Origin of the sequence: Lacrimispora indolis DSM 755 (assembly GCF_000526995.1) — a bacterium.
GTDB lineage: Bacteria > Bacillota > Clostridia > Lachnospirales > Lachnospiraceae > Lacrimispora > Lacrimispora indolis.
The window spans coordinates 2,342,004-2,361,981 of sequence record NZ_AZUI01000001.1 but is presented as its reverse complement, the minus strand read 5'-3'; the positions used below and the strand labels follow the sequence as shown (position 1 = coordinate 2,361,981).

The following is a 19,978-nucleotide window of genomic DNA, read 5'->3' as shown; positions in this document are numbered from 1 at the left end:
TCTTAAACCCGATTCCGGTGACTTGTATACTAAAACACTAGCGGACCTCCAAGTACTGTTTAAGGACCTGCTCCATCTCGGCCTTTTTCTCTTCCGTCAGGGGCAGCATGGGCCTTCTCACCTCTCCCGCCGGGATGCCCTGGCTGGAAACAATGTACTTTAAGTTTGCGCACAGTCCGTTCTTTAAAAGCACATCCAGGATGTTATTGGATTTAGACTGAAGAATTCTGGCCTCTTCTTCCTTTCCGTCCAGATACAGCTCCATAATACGCTTAAACTGAGGCAGCATAAAATTGAAGCTGCTTCCGATAAAGCCTTCGCAGCCAAATGCAAGAAAGGCCACCATGCAGCTTTCAAAACCGCCGAAGCACTTAATATCCGGATTTATATTCCTCAACCGCTCCATTTCAAGGAGATTTAAGTTGGTGTGCTTTACGGAGCCGATGACACCGGATTTTAAAAGTGCCTGAATATCCGGGTTGGAAAGCTGAAGCTCCTTATGGGTGCTGGATGGGATGTTATAATAAAGAACCGGCTGTCCCACTGCCTCTGCAATATCGTAATAATACCCTGCGATCTCCTTTTGGGAAAATCCAAAGTAAAGAGGCGGAGTTGCTGCAATATTCCGGATGCCCATATCCTTAGCCTGCTTTGCATAAAACACGGCCTCCTCCGTGCTGATGGCCCCCACATGGGCGAATATGTCTGCACGTTCCACATATTCTGAAGCCAGCTCAAAGGAACGGACCCTTTCCTCCCTGTTCAGCAAAAAGCATTCCCCGGAGCTTCCCCCGATGAAGAATCCGTCCGCCCCTTCTGAAAGGTTTCTTTCCCACAGCTGCTTTGCAGCTGATTCATTGATTCTGCCCTCCTCTTGGAAAGGTGTAATAGAAGCAACATATATTTTTTTCATGGTTTGTAATCCCCCTTATGATTAATCGTTCCCCTGTTCAAATACCAAATCACTTCTCCTGATCAGGCTGTTCCAGTTGCATACCTCACAGCAAGACGGGAAATATTTAACTTCGCGGACGATCAGCAAAATCAGTAAGCTTGACCTTGTCCTGCTTCCTTTTCGAAAATAAAAAGCAAAGAGGCCGGTATCCGGCAGCGCATACACCCTGCGGCAGGAAACCAGCCTCTTTCTATATCCTGTTACCGGCTCTTGTCTTCCATAGCGTGTATCGTTTCCACCACAAATTCGTGGGTCGGTACCGGAATGCCGCATTTCCTTGCAGCCCGAACTACGGAGCCGCTTATGGTATCAACCTCTGTTTTCCGTCCGTTTTGTAAATCCGCCCGGATGGAAGTGCAGCCCTTAGGAGACATTTCCGAGGTCTTTCTCACCTTTTCCATGATCTCCTCATCATCTGCATGAAGGCCCAGGCCACGGGCCACGGCAGCCGCCTCCTTGATCAGACGGGCCGTCATGTTCCATGCATGTTCATTGGACGCAATATATCCCATATCCACCTGAAGAATGCCTGTGACTGCGCTTAAGGATACGTTGGTAAATAGCTTGTTCCAGATAAGCTGCTGAATGTTGGAATGGACATTCACTGTAAAACCGCAGCATTCAAAGGCTTGTTTCAGCTTTGGAAGAAACAGCTCCTGATCCTCCGCCAGCATACCTACGTTGGTGTTTCCAGCGCCGCCTCTTTTTACATAGCCAAGGCCTAAAACTGCGCCATTGTCTTCCGTGGTGCCGATGACCATATGATCCCTGGAAACAAACTCCTCCAGGATGTCCTCATGGCCGGAACCGTTCTGTAAGGTCATCACATAGGTTTCAGGACCGATCAGGCTCCTGTTTGCCTCTAATGCCCCTTTGGAATACAGGGATTTCACGAACAGAAGTACAAGATCCACCGGTTTCATGCCGGCTGTAGAGGTAACGGCATTGGGACGGTAAACGTGCTCCTCATTATTTTCCAGAAGCTTAATCCCTTCCTTTTCGATGTGTTCCACAACAGCAGGCGCCGTATCCACCATATATACTTCATTATTTAAGGACAAATGGGCACCATAGATGGAACCCATGGCCCCCGCCCCTATGACTGCAATTTTCATAGATTTCACCCTCTGTTATTTTGAAAATTCCCCAAGTCCCTCAATGGCATAAGCGCGGATGGGGCAGGAATCCAGTCCTTTGATCGGAATCGGAGCATAAGACATGAAGAATGTGTCAGTGGTCAGTTCTTCTAAGTTCTTTAATACCTCTAAGAATACCACATCAACCTCCATGAGAACATCATGGAATGCGCATACATCCTCGTTGTTGCTCTCAATGGAAACGCCGTCGCCAAAGCCAACGCATTTTACCTTCTTCTCCTTTAACCACTCTGCTGTCTCCCGGCAGATGAAAAGACGCTCATCCTCAGGAGTGTTGGAAGCAGGGGTGAACGGCGGAATCTTCCGGGGAGAATCCAGGATCACAATATCCCCCTCTTTGATGCGGCCGCCGCAGGCCTTTTCTAAATCTTCTCCTTTGATTTTGCCATTGGGCTCCATATGGGTGATGTTCACATAAATGGCACGTCCCATGAAGGTGCTGATGGGAAGCCCCTGTACATCAGTCCAATTGTCATTGTGGTGATATGGACACTCCACATGGGTTCCCAAATGGCTGGTCAAGTCCATGATGGTGTGGAAATCCGGGATCGGACCACCTGTGTTAAAGCGGAATAAATGACAACGTCTTGTCTCAGTCTCCGGATCCAGCTGCTTTGTTAAATCAATGACTCTTAACCCATTTCCCAGTTCGTATGCGCTCATTTTTATACCTCCTGCTTTATAATATAATTTATTTTGTGAACGAATGAATCCACTGGATGTGCAAGCATATCCGCTTGATTCACAAACTCAAGAGTGACAGAGTTTTCTTTCACTCTTTCTTTTTATTATACCAGTATACCGGTATACCGGTCAATCTTTTTTTATTGACTTCACGGTTCTTTTCGGGTATGATATGTTCCATAACACGCACATCCAGACAAGGAAGTCTGGTACTTCAAAACGACAGGAGTTTTCCATGAACGATACCGGTTCCCTCCAATTTCAGGCTTATCATACAATCAAAGAACAGATCCTATCCAAATCCCTTGACTCAGAGGTTTTATATTCAGAAACCAGGCTGGCAAAGGAATTGGGCATTTCCAGGACACCACTGCGGGAGGCCCTTCAATATCTCTCCCAGGAAGGCTATATCACCATCATTCCCAGCCGGGGATTTAAGATCAGGCGTCTGGACAAGGAGACCATGAAGGAGTCCATTGAAGTCCGCTGTGCCATTGAAGGTTTTTGTGTCCATCTGGCCGTTGCCTGTGAAGATGGAAAACGGCTTCAAAAGCTTTTAAAGGATATGGAAGAATCCCTTACAAGGCAGAAAGCTGCCCTTTCCGCCAGGAATTTTCCGGATTCCTTTACAGAAGAGGACCATCAGTTCCACATGCTTTTGGTCCATTTCGCTGAGAACAGCGAATTTGACCATCTGTTCCAGCGTCTTCTCTATACCATACATCTGACCACTGCCAATGCTCTGTCCATCGCCGGCCGTGCCCAGTCGACCTATGACGAACATTCCGCCTTTTATCAGCATTTGAAAAAGAGAGAAGGCAGCCAGGCCTATCAGGTCCTCATCGACCACCTCATGATGCCTTTGAACATGAATCTCATTTGATTTTCTCTGTCCGGCCCGGGTTTTCCCTGTGCCGGACAGATTTTTATTTAAAGAGCGATCTTGACTACGACCTTTTTTACCTGGCAGGGTTCTCCTGCTGCACAGCGAGGCTTGTGGGCATCTTCCGGAGCCACTACGATCAAATCTCCCTCTTCCAGCAGAATGCTGCCGCTAAGCTCCGGTTCTTCATAAAAGATCACATCGTTTTCCTCTATTCTCTCCTTCACCTTTAAGCCGTCCCTTTTACAAACGCCGAACTGTTCCCTGCCGGAAACCATGTACTGAATATCAAAATATTTCTCATGGGTCTCAAAAGAACCCTGGTCTGCCGGAAATGTGGTGTACTCCTGTACATTTGCCACCACAATATTTTCTTTGACCGGATAGCTTCCTGCCGGTAAAGAACGGATATCCGTCTCTTTCAGCCACTCATAGGCTGCCCGGAATTTATCTTCCAGATAATCGTATTTTTCTGCAACTGAAATATTAGAAAAAAGCATAAGTTTTCTCCCTTCTGCTCCCCACGAAGAGCAGTTCCTTTTATTTGCTTGCAACATCCTTTGTATCCAGCCGGCCTTCTGAAATGGCAACGACCTGGGCCCAGACAGTCTCATCCACGGATACGCCTTCCTTCATGCTTTGTTCCCTGGATGCAATGGTCCGTTCTCCCGGACAGGTGACCTGGCCGCCTTCCCTCTCAGGATGGCTGGCATCTGCTGCCGCAACCCTGCGGTTAAGCATTTCCTGGATCTCCTCTTTTGTGCCGAAAAGATATGGATCATAGGCAATGAAAATCTGGCAGCAGCCAGTGCAGCTTCCTCTTCCTTCCTCATCTAAATCAGAACCGCTGTTTCCGTTTGCCATAAGGGCAGCCGCCAGATCCAGAGCAATGGCCATGCCGCTTCCCTTCCAGTAGCCGGTGGGAAGAATTCTCATGCTCTCTTCAATGGCTCCAGGATCATCCGTTAAATTTCCTTCCTTGTCAAAGCCCCCGGGGAATGGAAGTTTTTTGCCTGCCAGACGGTAAACCCCCAGTTTTCCGTAAGCATACTGGCTCATGGCCATATCCAGGACAATGGGGCCGTCTTCTCTTGGAATGGCGATGCAGAACGGATTATTTCCCACTCCCGGCTTGTCGCTGCCCCATAAAGGCATACAGCTTTCCGTATTGATCCAGCTCATGCCCATGAAACCGGCTTCCGCCATTTTCCATGCATAGGTGCCGCCCCGCATCCAGTGGGTGGTATTCCGTAAGGCAACGCAGCCGATCCCATGTTCCTTGGCAAGCTCCATGGCCCGGTCAGCACAAAACAGGGCATTGGTAATGCCGATCCCTAAGTGTCCGTCATAATTTTCAACGGCTCCCCTGGCGCCAATAAGCTCCGGCTCTCCCTTGGGGTCCACCCAGCCTTTCTGCACATATTCCACAAAACGGGGGACACGGTTCAGTCCGTGGCTCTCCACTCCGTCAGCACTGGACTGGGCATGGATGGTGGCACAGACCTCAGCCTTTTCCTCCGTAAGCCCGGCATTTAACATAGCCTTTTTTACAGTTTCTTTTACGGTTTCATAAGGAATTCTTAAACTCATATCTTCTCCTCTTTCTTTTAAGCGGTCCGCGGCGTTCTTCCCGCGCAAACCATCATCTCTTCATAAAGTCCGCTGGCTTCTTCCGGTGAATAGCCATAGACTAAAAATACATCCATTACATAGGGGGAATAGGTGATTCCCATGATCTCCTGGGCAAACCCCATTGCCGCGATCTCACTGAAGGCGATCACATTGGAATCGTTATGAAGGAACCCAAGGGACCACAGCCTGACCTTTTCGGTTTTCGTGAAAATTTCATTCTTGTACTGTTCTTCCACACAATGAAAAAGCTCATGAGACAGCAGAAGCCGGCTGATGTCCAGCCCTCCTGCCAGCAGTTCCTGAATTTCCGGTCTTTCAATGAGCTTCTCCGCTTTCTTCACCGCGTCCATATAGATGCAGATTTTATTGGGCACCCGGTATTCTGCAAAAAGCACCCGGTCGGTTTTTTCCGGGAATTCCGGATAGGAAATATCCATGCCCATGGCTTCCGCCATTTTCTCAGGATCCCTGGTATGGTATTTCCTGCAGATTTTCTCCGCATATTCTCTTCCGCAGGCCAGGCATTTCTCCATCCATTCCCTTCGCTGTTCCTGGTTGAATTTGCCGTTTAAAGGCTCTCTGGAAAAGGCATAGGAAAACCATTCCACTGGTTCGATTTCTGCCAAGTCCTTTACCATGTACTCAATCGGACGCACATCAAAGTGGGGGCGTTCATACCCGCCTGTCCTCTGTTTTCCAAAAAGTCCGTCTGTAATGGGCTTTAGGGCATTCTGAAACTCTTCCTTTTTCATGTTTGTTTAGATCTCCTGGACGGAAGCTATGATAAGGACCTCCTCCTCTGGTTCCCGGTCTCCCAGATCCAGATTCATAAGAAGCAGAATCTGTTCTAAGTCCACCGCACTGTAGTCGCATACCCTTGGTCCGAAACATACGAAGAAGTCAGGACGCAGTACCGTATCCGTCTTAAATACGGCGTTTTCCTTCCAAAGCTTTTCTACGACTGCTTCGTAATCCTTTACCTTGCATTTCTCCACAACGCCGTCTGAACACTGTACTTTAATGAACCCCTTGCTGTCTACGATCCGCAGCGGTGTTTTGCTGTCTTTTTCTCCTTTATAAACAAAGAACTTGTCTGTCTTCTCTGCCAGTACCACGTTGGAAATCTTTGGACCGAAATCCTGTAATGCAAGCTCGCAGGCCTCCGGCTCCTCGCAGGCCTTTAAAAGGTCTGTGGTCTTCACCTCTGTGGATCCTGTGGCTATGGCCGTTACCTTGCCCGTCTGACTGTCGATCTCAATGTGGATCTCCACGGTGTCAGGAGATGCGCCGGAGCTGACCGCCAGGTCCGCTGCCTCCTTTTTCAATTCCTTAATGTCTTCCTGGGTGGGGTTTGGAATCACGCGCTCTACCACGTCGCGGACCATGGACAGAGCCACGCCGATGGAGGAGATCACTTCCGCATTTTCCGGTATACTGTACTGCAATCCCATCTTTCCTGCACAGTAAGGGACCAGAGAAGCAGCGCCGCCGCCGCAGCCCACCAGCCTCATGCTGTCATGATCCAGCTTGTACTTTTCAGCCAGGGAGTTGATACAGGCATTGATCTTTTCAAAGTCCTTGTCAAGAATCTGGGTAGCCAGCTCTTCTATAGTAATGCCAAGCTTATCGGCAACCGGCTTCATGGCCTTTCTGGCGGAATTGGCATTGCCGTGAGCAAAGTATTGTTCATCAATAAGGCCCAGCACGTTTGCCGCATCCGTATTGGTAAAGCAAATGCGCTTTCCATTTTTTAACCGCAGGGTCACATAGTCGCCGGGATCTCCCGGTTTAGGGCTGACCATTTCGATCTGTGGATCGACGATCTCTTCTTCCGGCATAAAGCAGGCATATTCACAGCCCGCGATATGAGCGGAACGGGGACCAACGTCTACCACACATTTGTCGTTGACACGGACCATGGAACCGCCTGCACAGCCTAAAATCCGCACATCCAGGGAGTTGATGTAGGTGTCGTGGCCTCCGATCCTGGCATAATCCACGCCGGGACGGCCGTTCTTTATAACACCGATGTTGGTGGTGGTTCCTCCAACCTCAAAATAAATGGCATTGGAAGCACGAAGATACATGAGAGAGCCCATAACGGAGGCTGCCGGACCGGAGAGGGCCGTCAGAATCGGACGTTTTCTCATTTCGTTGATCTCCATAACACCGCCGTCGCCTCTCATGATCATTAAGGGCACGTTGATTCCAGCAGATTTTACGGAAGATTCCGTAGCGTTTGCAGTCATCATCATTTTGGGCAGAATGGAGGCATTGATTGCCGCCGTACGGGTCCGGCGGGTGAGTCCGTAAAGTTTCGTAATATCAGAAGCCATTGTTACCGGCACATTTTTCCTCTTTGCACAGTCATGGATCAGCTGCTCTTCTCCCATGCTGTCTACGCCAAACGCCATGGAAGCTACCGCTACCTGGGCGCCCTGGGCCAGCAGATCATCGATATTCTTGTTGATGACCTCCTCTGTCAGCATTTTCTTCTTAATAAAAGTATTATACACCTTGATCATACGGCCAACTTTTTCATCCAGCACAATGTCCTTTAAAGCCAACTGGCGTTTTGCCAGAAAGCCTTCCAATCCGCCCCCTGCTACTCCTACAACTCCCACACTTGCCACATCACCCTCAATAAAGGCATTGGTAGCCTGGGTGGTGGAGTGAGCCACGAAAACCACATCATCCGGGGAGATATTGCTTTCGTTCATGCAGTTTCTAAAACTCTGCACAACACCGGCAGCAACGCCGTCTTTATGGTCATGTGTCGTCTTTACCTCATTTTTTCCGATAATTTCATGGGTATCGTTATCCATTGCAACACATTTGGTATAGGTACCGCCTACGTCGATTCCCATACGAACCGATCTGTGTACTCGTTCTGCCATTATTTTCCATTCCTTTCCTATTTTATTGCCATGAATTCTGGCATAAAGGTATACCCGCAGGGTGTTTCCTATTTTATTGCCATGAATTCTGGCATAGAGGTATACCTGGAGGGTATTTCCACATTTACTGCCAGTTATCTGGCATAAATATTTTTTATTTGAAAAATCTATGATCTTGCACCTTAGTTTTTACAATATTTAATCTCTCATTCAGATAAATGGTGAAAAGCGTCCGGGTGCGCAAGGGCGCGCCCGGACCTATGGGTGATCTATCTCAGGTTTGGAGAGAGTGATTTTACTTATTTTTAAAGAAGTTCCATTTGCCTGCTGCTCACCGAATGCTATTTTTCTAATTCAGACTGCACTTGCGCCTTTCTTCATTAAGAAAAATATGCCTATGAAAGGAACCACGCGGCTCCAAGTCCGCCCAGCATAATAAAGGTTGCAACATACTGCAGTACACCGGTAAGATATGCATTGGGGATGGATAGCTTTAAGAACTCTCTGGACTCCACTTTTGTATAAGCAAGTCCCCATGCAACCCATGACTGAGTGATACAGCTTCCGATATTTACCGTAATTGTCGGAATGGCAAATACCGCATATAAGAACGGAACAGAGAAGGAAGCAACATTGGACAATACGCCAAGGGTTGCGGCCCCACAGCCAACCAGGGTCATTGGTCCGCGGAACAATCCCATGCAAAGCAGAACAGCGAATACGATACATACCACGATTTCACTTCTTGGCATTACGTTGCCCAGAATCACCTTAAAATAAGGAGAAGCATAAGCTGCCACCTGGTTAAACATAGGCAGGGTAAGAAGGAAGCCTACAAGCGGAGCAGTATCAACCACACCGTCATAATACAGCTTATTCACAAGCTGGCAGTTCTCTTTGAAGGTTCCATTCATTCTTCCGCAAAGGAACAGAGCCAGGAATCCTGCGATCACAAAGCCTCCGATTACGGAGAAATCCAGCCAGATCTTAAGAACAACAGGAACGATCGGAAGGATCAAGGTGTAGAAAGGAGCATTTTTCTGTTCAGCTGCGCCGCTGCGGGTCTGTGCAGCCCAGGCATGAACAGTTTTTGCACGCTTTAAGTAGAATGCGGCCAGTACCGTTGTTGCAACCAGCATGATGATCAGGGCAGCATAACCCCAGTGTGATGCATACCAGCCAAGAGTAAACTCCGGCATCTGCTCAGGTTTAATGAAGAATGCACGGTACTGTGCAAAGTTTACAGGATTTAAGTAAATGCCTGCTGCAACAGAGCCCATGAAGGTGAACAGGGCAACAGACTTGGGAATACCTAAAGACATAAGGATGGGAAGCACGATAACTCCGATTGCGATAACCGGGCCGGCTCCTGTCATGGCGGTAAAGATCAGCGCCGTAACGATGTTTAACAGTGCTACAGTAACAAATGGCTTATCTCCGCCTAATTCAACAGTCTTACGGATCAACGTGGAAGCAATTCCGGTATCCATAAGCACGCGGCCAAACCATGCACCCCAACAGACGTTTACCAGAGTGGTTCCCCAGCCTTCAGGAGCAGACTGGTAAATCTTGTTTAAGGCAGCGATCAGTGTATTGTCTTTTCCAAACTGCAGAATCGGATTGGATGTCAGAAATGCCTCGCTTGCAAAAAATGTTCCTCCAATTGGAAGGATGGTCCAAAGAAGCGTAATCAGCAGGAAGCCGATCATCAGGTTATGACCCTTGATACAGTAATACGCCAGGCCAAAGAAAGAAATTAATAAAATAATACCAATAATGTACTCCAAAGTAATACCTCCTATGACTTTTTATTCTCCACTCATTGCAACTACTCCTGCCGTTCATTAAAACGGCTTCTCTCTCAAACCTTGCCCCCAAACTCCTTTCCTTTTTTCTGCCCATGCTTTTTTGCCGGGTCCGCTCCGCTTTATCGGGCGTAAAGGGATACCCGCAGGGCGTTCATCATAATAATAAAAATTTATTTCCATCCGGACCGGCTTTTAAGCCTGGCCGGAAAAGAACTGTGGGTAAATTCCCCGAAGCGTTCCCGCATTCCAGAGAACCGAATTAAAGTGGTTGGCGCAGATCAGGCATGCGGCTTCCGCATCCCGGCGCCTTAAATTATCGAGCAAAAGGCGGCCCTCCACCTGAACATGTTCCAGACTCGTCAGAGAAGACATATCTGTCTTATAGTTAAACGTCGTATACTGAAGATAATTCAAACGCAGCAGATCGCAGTCCATGGTCCGGAAGACCTCCCAGACATACTCGCGGCCGCAAAAGGAAGAAAGCAGATAATGAAGCTGCTGCTCCACGATCAGAAAATCAATGGGATTTTCCTTATTTGCCTCGTTCTTCTGATAATTAAGGACCTCTTCCAGCTGTTCAAGCTGAGACTTTGTAAGCCCCTGACGGCAAATTTCCTCAATCATTGCCTGTTCCAGCACGTTATGGGAAAAAACGGCCTGTCTGATCCGCTCGCTGTCAAGCAGAGTCACCTCGGTTCCCCTCTGTGGATATACAACTATGTATCCTTCTTCCACCAGGCGGGAAAGGGCATCCCTCACCATGGTCCGGCTTGCATTCATCTGGCTGGACAAAATATTTTCACTCAGCCGCTCTCCCGGCCGAATATCCAGGTTCAGTATCTGCATGCGCAGCTGATTATAAATGTCGCTTCTCTGGTCCCCTTTTCCTACTTCCACTTCTGTCACTTCTTCTGCCTCCCTGTAAAAACAGCCGGTATCCCAGTGCACACAAGCATTTATCAAGATTGCATATCAGTATCCCGCCAAATGCATATCAGTACCCAAAATACGTCCTTCTGTCTTTCTTCTCTTGTTGTTCACTTTGTAAAATATATCATATCCACTCTTTAAAATCAATCATTTTATTAGCATTTTTTACATTATTTTTTTACCAAATTTTAATCTTATTGTTTTTTTTACAAATAATCCCCGAATTTTTCCAGGAAATTGCCGTTCCAAGATTGCATACAAGTTTGTTTTTAACGGTTAAAAGCCTTTTGACATACCGCAGGGAAGAATCAGACAGACAATTCTTTTTCCAAATACAAAGGGAGCCTCGTTCCATGACCGAATCACGGTCATGGAACGAGGCTCCCTTTGTAAAGGATGAATGGTGGTCTGCAGATGTTTTCCGTTACAGTCATCCTCCTCTTATTTCCTTTCGGCGCTGCAAATGAATGCCAATATGTCCAATCCCCAGAATCACTGCGGAGATCATAAGCCATACCACGTTCCCATAGACGCCCAGAAGAAAAAATGCGGCAACAGGCAATGATGCGCCGGCCACAGGGATTCCCAAAAAACTGCTGTAAAAGTCCGGCAATGTCTTCCTGCTTTTAAAATATCTGATCCACCACCCTTCATACAGGATCATTAATACCACTGCTGCAAGGAGCCATAACGACCATAAGGACCACTTATAAAGATTAAGATCAGAAAAAATGAGAGACGTGCAGGTGACAAGAACCTGGCCTACACGTTCAAAGATCAATAAGACCTTATTCTCACCATGAAAGTCATACCCTTCTGGCTGATATTTCGTCCATATCACATTAGGAATTACTAACATTAGTAAGAAAATCAACCCTAAATAGGAAAAACCCAAGTGCCCCATCGTTTCATCTCCCTTTTATCCCTTTTCCAGTATACCCCGGTATGCGGATATCCCGCCAATATCCGTAACAGAATAGCCATTGGCCCGAAGATAACGGCAGGCCTGTCCGCTGCGCGCTCCGCTTTGACAGTAAACAAAAACAGGATTGCTTTTATCAAGCTTCATGGATTCCAGCCGGTCAAGGGGCAGGTTAATGCTGCCGGAAACATGGCCGCCTGAATATTCCTGTGCTGTACGAACATCCAGCAGCACTGCATTTGGCGTGTTTCTTGCCTGTTCAATTCCCGCAGCAAAATCCGTACGGTTTGAAAAAAAACTGAATATACCCATTTCACCATCTCCTTTCCATTCTCTTTGATTTTACATCTGAGAAAGAAACAGACGCAACATCAACGCTTATGCCATGTTTTCAGTATACCTGGTTTATGAATATCTCTCAGTGACATTGTTACACATACAGGAGTTACTGTCAGTCTTTCTGATTCCTGCGCCCAGCAGGACTGTCATATATCACGATTCGGTTCCTGCCGTTATTTTTAGCCGCATACAGCGCCACATCAGCGGCCCTTAACAGCTCTTCATGACTGGTGCGCTGAAGATCCAGGCAAGCCAGCCCGCAGCTGAAGGTGATGTTGTTTTTATCGATCTGGTTTAAAGAGGAGGCTTCCATAACTGACCGCATTCCTTCACAGATCTTATACGCCTCCTTTTCATAATAACCTTTGAAAAGGATTGCAAACTCTTCGCCGCCTATTCGAAATGCGTTGATGTTCTCAGCCCCATTGCTTTTGAGAATCTGGGCCAGATGGAGCAATACCCGGTCTCCTGCGGCATGACCGTACTCATCATTTACCCGTTTGAATTTATCTACATCAATGATTGCGAGGGAAAGACATATATTGGCGCTTCTGCATTCTTCCACTGTTTCGGATAAACAGGTGTCAAAGGTTCCCCGGTTATACAGTCCTGTAAACGGATCGAGCTTTAGCTGTTCCTGCATATTTTCCTTCATATAATATAAATGCATTAACGACATAAGATTATTATGACCATTTAAGATCATAACCTTAGCTAACAGATATGAGCATAAAAGAATATCCCACGCAACAAATATTGCCATGAGCACACCGCCGTCACTGTCCCCGCCTTTGAGCAGTATGATCCCGCTGGCAGCAAGGGCAGCGCTGTTTACCAGAAAGATCCGCCTTGTCATCTTCATATTTGCAAAAATAGTAGAAGCAAATACAGACATGGTAAATGTTCCAAGCAAAACAGTAGCCATCTTGTGAGTGGATGAAAGGTAAAAGGAAAGGGCCGTAAAAAGCATCAGCACCAGGTATTCCTTTACCAAAAGAGGAATATTGGGCAAACGGACAAGAAAGTCTGCTAACAGATTCAAAGCCAGAAGGCCGATAGCAGGCAGCACAATATAACGGCGCATATAAACTTCCGGCGTCGAGGCAAGAATGCTTTGCGCTGCAAAGTACCAGATGATATGTGCCAATGTGATCATAGCCACAGTGGCATAACCGGCTTTTACAAGATAGCGGCACCATTTTATGGGCCTGATAACGGCACCCGCCTCATTAAACTCTAAATCCTGATCCATAGGCATAATTACACCTCCCCAAACGCTTCCCCTCCCGATTATACTTGAAAAATCAGCAAACAGCAATCCGCTTTTGTATCTGAAAAGCTTCATATTGTAAATATATTTCCAAAAATCAGAATGCGAGGGCAGGTCATGGCCTATGATCGAAAACAAACCTCCAAATGGGGGATATGCATCACCACGGCCTTTCTTTTTCAAACCAGCCAAGGGATTCCCAGTAATGCACATCTGCCGGATTGAACTTAAATTTCTGCTGCATAAACCTCATAACGTAAAATAAAGCTTTGGTCTTCATGGAAGGGGTCACATGTTTGTCCGTTTCTTTTATCCCGGCGGAAAGTCTGTCAATTTCCTTTTGAAGCTTTAACTTTCTTTTCTCATCAACAGTATCCCAGTCACTTCCATAAACGTTCCTGCCGAAAGTATGGATACGGGAAATTCCCCAGAAGGTCATGCTGTCTTTTATATCCCGGATAGCTGATCTTGTTCCTGCGCCTGCGGCCGTAGAAATGAGAAGAGCCTGCTTGTGAAACATTTCCTTTCTTGGCTGATGAGCCATCCATTGATATCCAAAATGGTCAAGAAATGCCTTCACCTGCCCCGGAACGTGATAGACATAGACCGGCGCTGTAAAAACCAGCAGATCAGCCTCAAGCATGGCTTCCAGAATCGGCTTTAAATAGCCATAATCCGGGCATTTCCTGTAATCGGTAAAACAGTTCCAGCACCCTTTGCAGAATTCAGGCATATCTTTCGGAAGGAAAAACTCTCTTACTTCATTCTGTTCCGATAAGTTCCGTATAAACCGCTGGGCAATGTTGTATGTGCTGGATTTTGATTTTCGCTGAGTTGCATAAATCACCGTAATTTTCATCATTCAATCCTCCTGCAAGAGAATTCTCAAAAAAGACAAAGGAATGGAAAGGCACAAGACTTCCTGTCATAGTATGACCGGAAGTCTTAAACAGAGCGTAATTTACTCCACATATTATTATAACAGAACACAAGACGCAATAAAAGAAAAATCAAAAAGGGCAGATAAAATCCTCATTTCTATGCTTCCACTCCAAAATGCTCAAAAAGGATTTTCTCGGCTTTTGCACACCAAAGTCCGCGGTTCTCCCTGCATACTTCATCCAGCTTTTTAAATAAAGGATCCGTTTTTCCCAATTCTCCAAAGTCCTCAATGGCCGTCAGAGGCATATCAAACTGCGTATAGGTCAGCTTCTTTCCTCCCGGAATCCTGGGAAGGTTCAAAGTCGCTTCTGCAATGCTGTCAATGCCGCCTACATGGGTCACCATAACTGCCGGTTCGATCTTTCCCTTTGCCGCCAGTTCATTTGCTTCGATTAAGTCATCATTATTCCCTCCCGTTGTCCCCATAACATGGGCGCTGATATAATGGACATTATAGAGATTGATCTCAGATTTAAACTGATTATCTGTGGGGCCGGCAAAAAAGTTTAAGCAGCCGTCAAATGCCAGAAGCTGATCTCCCATTTCCGCCACTTTGCGGTTGGGAATATAAACAAACACATCGTCATAGCCCTTTCCTCCGGTGACCGCCCGAAGCTCCGCCACCGGATCAGCCATTTTCCCGGTATTGATGTATTGAAGCTCCACTCCGTTTTCGGCGGCAAATTCTTCCGGTATGACTTCCCTGGCCCGTTCAATCTTTGCGTCATCGATATCCGTCACAACGATTCTCCTTGGTTTGTTCCGGTACTGGATTCCGTAGCTTACGGCCCCCAATCCCATGGGACCGCAGCCTCCCAGGATAATGATGTCCCCATCCTCCTTTGTGCCGATAGCATGATCATGGTTTCTCTTATTGGTGTGATAATTTCCATGATACCCTCCGATGATACAGCTCATGGGCTCTCCCAGGGAAGCCTCAAAAAAACTTTCCCCCTCAAAGGGCATCAGGCATCCCAGCTCCATAACTTCATGTGGAAAAATGCAGTAGGTGCAGGCCCCTCCGAAAAACTCATAGGAATAACCGGGAGAGGCCAGGCTTCCCTTGTAATTTAAAGCGGGCTGCTGGGCAAACTTCATTCCCGGCTTAAACTGGTCTTTCCATTTATCTCCAACCTCTACGATCACACCCGCGAATTCATGGCCGATAATCACCGGATTGGTATCGATATTCTGGGGCGCTCTTTTATGTTTCTTTCCCTGTTCCACCAGCTTATAGGTGGACATGCAGATGCTGTCACTCATGACTTTGACAAGGATCTCATCCTCCTTAATGGGGGGCAGCTCAAACTCTTCCAGCCTTAAATCCCGTTCACCATACATTCTTACTGCTTTCGTTTTCATTTTTTTCTTTTCCTTTCAACTCTTTTATCATTGCATCTGTCTTTTAAGCTTCCATTAACTCCAATCCTGGAGCGTCCCTTCACGGGTTTCTGGAAAAAATGTCCCAAAGGTCCATTGCCGAACTGATATCTTTTTTCGGACCATGACCTTTGGGACACCATCATTTTAGTTTAATTCTGCATACAGTTCATTCCACTTGTTAAGGATTTCATCTTTGTGCTCCGCTAAATAAGCAAAGTCAAGATCCCTGATATATAATGTTTCCTCGTCTGGCAGACCGCTTAAATTGCACAGTCCATTGGAGCCTCGTCCTGCAGAGGCAACTGCGCGGGCATCCTGGAATTCCGCAGAGGACAAAAGATCCATCATGGCCTGGGCTGCCGGAAGGTTTGGTGCACTCTTCACGATTGCGGCGCCTCCTGCCATTGCCGTATTTCCCTCTTCCATATAAACACACTCAACGGGAGCTCCGTCATTGATCAAGGCTGCTACACTTGATTCATAGGAAAGACCTGCCACATATTCACCATTGCTGACAAGGTTATAAACATCCTTTGATGATGTGGTGGAAAAGCTTGCCGGAATCAGCTGCTTAATGTAATCCCAGGATTTTTCATCGTTAAATTCATCGCCCATAACCGCCAGAATGGTCTGCAGCTGACGCCATCCGGAAGATGTGGAATCCGGAGCAGCAAGAATGATCTTCCCTTTCAAAGCAGGATTCAGTAAATCCTTATAACCCTTGATCTCAATTCCAAGCTCATCCCTTAAGGCAGGATTTACAACAAGACACATTACCTGTACATCATAGAAGGTATAATATCCGGAATCGTCATGGTACCCCTGCTCTTTGTCACACGCTGCTGTATAAGGCTGAAGGATATCGTGATAGGTTTCACCGTCAGCAGCGAACATGCCGCCTATTACCACATCTGCATCACAGGACTCGTCACTTCTGATTCTGGTTGCCAGTGTTCCCACGGAGTCCGCCTGGATTTCCAGTTCACAGTCAGGATAATATTTTTTCCACATATCACTTAAAACCTGCTGCTGGGTCTCTTCCATTGTGGTGTAAACCGTGATCTTCCCGGTCACCTCACCCGCCGGTTTCACATAATAGGGCAATCCGGAAGCAGTTGTTTCTGCAGCCTTCGTATCTGCTGATTGAGCTTCTGTTTTTGAATCCTGTGCAGTTGTTTCTGCTTTTGTCTCCGGTTCCTTTTTCGTGCTGCATGCAGTCACGGACAAAACCATCACCGCTGCAAGACCTGCTGCCAATAACCTTCTTTTCATCATAATTTCTTCCCTTCTCTCTATAAATTTTGGTTTCATAACCATTTTTACAGGCGCACATCCTCCATCTTGGTACATATTAAATAAATTGCCAGACAAAGTACTGTCAGCACCATTGTAATTGTTGCAAATACTGCTGCTACCCCGTAAATACCGCTGCTGATTGCGGAATAGGTGCTGATTGTCAGAGTAATTGTTTTATTGTTATACAGAATTACCCCGGAGGACATCTCCGTAATAATTGACACAAAGCTTAAAACTGCTCCTGATATGATTCCGCTGGACATTAACGGCACTGTGATCTTTATGAATGCGGACACCTTGGGAGCACCTAAATTCAGGGCTGCTTCTTCCATGCTCACCGGAATCTTCATCATGGCCGCCGTCGCGGAACGGCTGGTAAAAGGCATTCTCCGTATGGCAAGGGCAATGATCATGATGACCAGCGTTCCGGTAAGCGTAAACGGCTTTCTGGAAAATGCCACAACCATGGCAATACCAATCACTGCTCCAGGCATGATATAAGGCAGCATGGAGATGGTATCAATGGCATTGTTTAAGAAATTACTGCGCCTCACCACCAGATAAGCAATCAAAACTGCAATGACGATAATGACCGCCAAAGTCACAATGCTGACAATCATGGTGTTTCCAATAGAACGGAACAGCATTTTTTCCATTGCTTTCTGATAATTGACCAGGGAATAGCCTGGTTTTAAAATACTGTTCTTATAATTCCGGAAAGACATGTTCACTATATAAATCTGCGGCAGCAATGAAATGCCCACAAGAAGATAACAGTAAGCATGCATGATAATATTGGCAAACCCTGAGACAGTCTTAGGTTCTATGGGGTGAAGAGCGCTTATGGTAAACTTAAACCGGTTGGACGCAGTCTTCTGGATCAGGAATATGACTGCGGTTACCAGCACCGCAATCACACTGATTGCAGCCGCAAAATGATAATTGGTTCCATTTTCACCAAGGTACTGGTTATAAATCAGGACGGGAAATGTGCTGTATCCGCGTCCAATCAGCACCGGCGTTCCAAAGTCCGCAAAGGATCTCATGAAAACCAGCAGGGCCGCCGCCAGAATGGTGGGCATGGTCAGGGCCATGATTACCCGTTTAAAGCGGTCAATTCCTTTACAGCCCATGCTTTCCGCTGCTTCCAGCAGGGAATTATCTATATCCCGGAACGCTCCGTTCATATAGATCACCACCAGCGGAAACAATTTTAAGGTTTGCACAAACACAATTCCCCCAAAACCATAGATGGAAACCCCGGAAATTCCAATTGATTTTAAAAATCCTGTAATCAGTCCCGAATTTCCCATAAGTAAAATCCAGGCATAAGCGCCGATAAATGGAGCCGACATGGTGCAGAGAAGACAAAGCACAAAGAGCACCTTCCGTCCCCCCAGCCTGTAAAAAGAATAAAAGTAGGCAAAGGGCACTCCCAAAAGCAGACTGGAAAACATAACGCAGACCGCTATTTTGACGCTTTGAAAAATGGAGCTGTAGTAATAGGATTTGCTGAAAAACTGATGAAAGGCATCAAGGGTAAATTTACCGTCTGCATGAACCGCTTCCATGAGAAGCTTCCCAATGGGATAAATTAAGAATACCAGAAATATTACCAGCAGCCCCCAGGAAACTGCACTCCAAAAATCACCTCGTTTTTTCCGGATCATCCCTTCACCTCCTGTCTTTCGAAACCTGTTGGCAGGACTGTGCTGTTTTTTACCCCCTTCATCAAGCTGCATGTGGATTCAGAATCAAATACATTGACCTTATTGATATTGATCGTCAGGACAATGTCACTTCCAGGCGAAATGATGGAATCAATCTCAGATTCCTGAATGATTTCCACCTCTTCTCCTGTTTCCAACTCCGCAAAATAATGGGTATTCAATCCCAGAAATACGCTGTCACGGATCACTGCCCTGATTCCCTGTCCCTTTGATTTGCTTTCTGATCTGGAGACAATCAGCTCCTCCGGCCTTGCAGATACCACAACCTCTCTGTCCCTGATTTCCTTATTTCTTATGGAATCAACAGAAATCTCATATCCGTCCTGGAATACAACGATTGCCTTTTCCCCTTCTTTTCTCAGTCTGGCATTTAAAAGGTTTGATTTGCCGATAAAGGTTGCCACAAATAAATCTGCCGGCCTCTGATAAATATTTTCCGGTTTCCCGATATGTCGGATCACTCCGTCTTTCATGACTGCGATTCTGTCCGAAATGGCCATTGCCTCTTCCTGATCATGGGTGACATAAACGGTGGTGATTCCCACCTCCTTCTGAATCCGCTTAATCACACTGCGCATCTCCACCCGCAGCTTGGCATCCAGATTGGAAAGGGGTTCATCCATCAAAAGTACATCTGGGCGGATTACCAGGGCACGGGCAAGAGCTACCCTCTGCTGCTGGCCGCCGGAAAGCCGTTCCGGCATTCGGTCCGCATACTGATCCACATGGACCAGCTTTAAGAATTTATCCGCCTCCTCTTTCATCTGCTCCTTTGACATGTTTTTGTATTTCAGACCGAACTCCACATTTTTGCGTACCGTCATATTGGGGAAAATCGCATAATTCTGAAATACCATACCGATTCCCCGCTTACCGGGCTCCATGTCATTGATCACTTTATCGTTAAACCGAAAGCTTCCTCCTTCAATGGAATTAAATCCGGCGATCATTCTCAGCAATGTGGTCTTTCCACATCCAGACGGGCCAAGAAGAGTAAATAACTCCCCATTCCCAATGGTAACCGACAAATCCGGTATCACTGTCACTGTTCCATACTTTTTCACCGCGTTGCTAATCGAAATCGTTACACTCACTTTTCCTACCGCCTTTTGGATATATTGTATATTTTTATCACTCAACAATTAGTATT

General features: G+C 46.6%; 18 protein-coding genes. 1 reads left to right on the top strand and 17 read right to left on the bottom strand.

Annotated features, from left to right (window positions below; translation table 11 throughout):
• Positions 1-37: 37 nt before the first annotated feature.
• The 3 genes from K401_RS0111375 to K401_RS0111360 form a co-directional block, all read right to left on the bottom strand.
• Complete coding sequence (locus K401_RS0111375) at positions 38-913, bottom strand: dihydrodipicolinate synthase family protein (protein WP_024293060.1); 876 nt, start codon at positions 911-913, stop codon at positions 38-40.
• A gap of 242 nt (positions 914-1,155) precedes the next feature.
• Entirely contained in the window at positions 1,156-2,070 is a 915-nt protein-coding gene (locus K401_RS0111365; RefSeq protein WP_024293058.1) for a ketopantoate reductase family protein, read from the bottom strand.
• Between the two features lie 15 nt (positions 2,071-2,085).
• The gene (locus K401_RS0111360) at positions 2,086-2,775 is read right to left on the bottom strand and encodes a cyclase family protein (RefSeq protein WP_024293057.1); all 690 of its coding nucleotides are present in this window, start codon (positions 2,773-2,775) and stop codon (positions 2,086-2,088) included.
• A gap of 256 nt (positions 2,776-3,031) precedes the next feature.
• Here K401_RS0111360 and K401_RS0111355 point away from each other — a divergent pair, with 256 nt between their 5' ends.
• On the top strand, positions 3,032-3,679 hold the full coding sequence (locus tag K401_RS0111355) for a GntR family transcriptional regulator (protein ID WP_024293056.1): 648 nt from the start codon (positions 3,032-3,034) through the stop codon (positions 3,677-3,679).
• A 47-nt stretch (positions 3,680-3,726) separates the two neighbouring features.
• Here K401_RS0111355 and K401_RS0111350 read toward each other — a convergent pair whose 3' ends face one another.
• The 14 genes from K401_RS0111350 to K401_RS0111275 all read right to left on the bottom strand — a co-directional run bounded on the left by K401_RS0111350 (position 3,727) and on the right by K401_RS0111275 (position 19,922).
• The gene (locus tag K401_RS0111350; RefSeq protein ID WP_024293055.1) at positions 3,727-4,179 is read right to left on the bottom strand and encodes a NanQ anomerase/TabA/YiaL family protein; all 453 of its coding nucleotides are present in this window, start codon (positions 4,177-4,179) and stop codon (positions 3,727-3,729) included.
• Between the two features lie 40 nt (positions 4,180-4,219).
• Entirely contained in the window at positions 4,220-5,269 is a 1,050-nt protein-coding gene (gene yiaK, locus K401_RS0111345) for a 3-dehydro-L-gulonate 2-dehydrogenase (protein ID WP_024293054.1), read from the bottom strand.
• Between the two features lie 17 nt (positions 5,270-5,286).
• Positions 5,287-6,063: a hypothetical protein gene (locus tag K401_RS0111340; RefSeq protein WP_024293053.1), complete on the bottom strand. Its 777-nt coding sequence runs from the start codon at positions 6,061-6,063 to the stop codon at positions 5,287-5,289.
• 6 nt (positions 6,064-6,069) lie between these two features.
• Complete coding sequence (locus K401_RS0111335; protein ID WP_024293052.1) at positions 6,070-8,208, bottom strand: hydantoinase/oxoprolinase family protein; 2,139 nt, start codon at positions 8,206-8,208, stop codon at positions 6,070-6,072.
• A 395-nt stretch (positions 8,209-8,603) separates the two neighbouring features.
• Positions 8,604-9,995, bottom strand: a complete 1,392-nt coding sequence (locus K401_RS0111330) for a hypothetical protein (RefSeq protein WP_024293051.1) — start codon at positions 9,993-9,995, stop codon at positions 8,604-8,606.
• Between the two features lie 213 nt (positions 9,996-10,208).
• Complete coding sequence (locus K401_RS0111320; RefSeq protein ID WP_029695067.1) at positions 10,209-10,922, bottom strand: GntR family transcriptional regulator; 714 nt, start codon at positions 10,920-10,922, stop codon at positions 10,209-10,211.
• A gap of 454 nt (positions 10,923-11,376) precedes the next feature.
• Positions 11,377-11,850 carry a hypothetical protein gene (locus K401_RS0111315; RefSeq protein WP_024293049.1) on the bottom strand — a complete coding sequence of 158 codons (474 nt, stop codon included), beginning with the start codon at positions 11,848-11,850 and terminating at the stop codon, positions 11,377-11,379.
• Between the two features lie 15 nt (positions 11,851-11,865).
• On the bottom strand, positions 11,866-12,180 hold the full coding sequence (locus tag K401_RS0111310; RefSeq protein WP_024293048.1) for a rhodanese-like domain-containing protein: 315 nt from the start codon (positions 12,178-12,180) through the stop codon (positions 11,866-11,868).
• A 139-nt stretch (positions 12,181-12,319) separates the two neighbouring features.
• A complete protein-coding gene (locus tag K401_RS31840; RefSeq protein ID WP_024293047.1) occupies positions 12,320-13,465 on the bottom strand; it encodes a GGDEF domain-containing protein in 1,146 nt (381 codons plus the stop codon).
• A gap of 172 nt (positions 13,466-13,637) precedes the next feature.
• On the bottom strand, positions 13,638-14,339 hold the full coding sequence (locus tag K401_RS0111300) for a flavodoxin family protein (protein WP_242842303.1): 702 nt from the start codon (positions 14,337-14,339) through the stop codon (positions 13,638-13,640).
• 176 nt (positions 14,340-14,515) lie between these two features.
• A complete protein-coding gene (locus K401_RS0111295; protein WP_024293045.1) occupies positions 14,516-15,781 on the bottom strand; it encodes a zinc-binding dehydrogenase in 1,266 nt (421 codons plus the stop codon).
• A gap of 165 nt (positions 15,782-15,946) precedes the next feature.
• Complete coding sequence (locus K401_RS0111285) at positions 15,947-17,077, bottom strand: extracellular solute-binding protein (protein WP_024293044.1); 1,131 nt, start codon at positions 17,075-17,077, stop codon at positions 15,947-15,949.
• Between the two features lie 44 nt (positions 17,078-17,121).
• Positions 17,122-18,768 (bottom strand): ABC transporter permease, encoded by a 1,647-nt coding sequence (locus K401_RS0111280; RefSeq protein WP_024293043.1) that lies wholly within the window; start codon positions 18,766-18,768, stop codon positions 17,122-17,124.
• Positions 18,765-19,922: an ABC transporter ATP-binding protein gene (locus K401_RS0111275; protein WP_024293042.1), complete on the bottom strand. Its 1,158-nt coding sequence runs from the start codon at positions 19,920-19,922 to the stop codon at positions 18,765-18,767. The genes K401_RS0111280 and K401_RS0111275 overlap by 4 nt, the downstream gene beginning before the upstream one ends.
• Between the last annotated feature and the right edge of the window lie 56 nt (positions 19,923-19,978).

Bases quoted from the DNA above. Each gene is read 5' to 3' on its own strand.
- K401_RS0111355 (WP_024293056.1), top strand. From the start codon at position 3,032: ATGAACGATACCGGTTCCCTCCAATTTCAGGCTTATCATACAATCAAA.
- yiaK (WP_024293054.1), bottom strand. From the start codon at position 5,269: ATGAGTTTAAGAATTCCTTATGAAACCGTAAAAGAAACTGTAAAAAAG.
- K401_RS0111365 (WP_024293058.1), bottom strand. From the start codon at position 2,070: ATGAAAATTGCAGTCATAGGGGCGGGGGCCATGGGTTCCATCTATGGT.
- K401_RS0111315 (WP_024293049.1), bottom strand. From the start codon at position 11,850: ATGGGGCACTTGGGTTTTTCCTATTTAGGGTTGATTTTCTTACTAATG.
- K401_RS0111350 (WP_024293055.1), bottom strand. From the start codon at position 4,179: ATGCTTTTTTCTAATATTTCAGTTGCAGAAAAATACGATTATCTGGAA.
- K401_RS0111340 (WP_024293053.1), bottom strand. From the start codon at position 6,063: ATGAAAAAGGAAGAGTTTCAGAATGCCCTAAAGCCCATTACAGACGGA.
- K401_RS0111310 (WP_024293048.1), bottom strand. From the start codon at position 12,180: ATGGGTATATTCAGTTTTTTTTCAAACCGTACGGATTTTGCTGCGGGA.
- K401_RS0111280 (WP_024293043.1), bottom strand. From the start codon at position 18,768: ATGATCCGGAAAAAACGAGGTGATTTTTGGAGTGCAGTTTCCTGGGGG.
- K401_RS31840 (WP_024293047.1), bottom strand. From the start codon at position 13,465: ATGCCTATGGATCAGGATTTAGAGTTTAATGAGGCGGGTGCCGTTATC.
- K401_RS0111295 (WP_024293045.1), bottom strand. From the start codon at position 15,781: ATGAAAACGAAAGCAGTAAGAATGTATGGTGAACGGGATTTAAGGCTG.
- K401_RS0111360 (WP_024293057.1), bottom strand. From the start codon at position 2,775: ATGAGCGCATACGAACTGGGAAATGGGTTAAGAGTCATTGATTTAACA.
- K401_RS0111300 (WP_242842303.1), bottom strand. From the start codon at position 14,339: ATGATGAAAATTACGGTGATTTATGCAACTCAGCGAAAATCAAAATCC.
- K401_RS0111335 (WP_024293052.1), bottom strand. From the start codon at position 8,208: ATGGCAGAACGAGTACACAGATCGGTTCGTATGGGAATCGACGTAGGC.
- K401_RS0111285 (WP_024293044.1), bottom strand. From the start codon at position 17,077: ATGATGAAAAGAAGGTTATTGGCAGCAGGTCTTGCAGCGGTGATGGTT.
- K401_RS0111375 (WP_024293060.1), bottom strand. From the start codon at position 913: ATGAAAAAAATATATGTTGCTTCTATTACACCTTTCCAAGAGGAGGGC.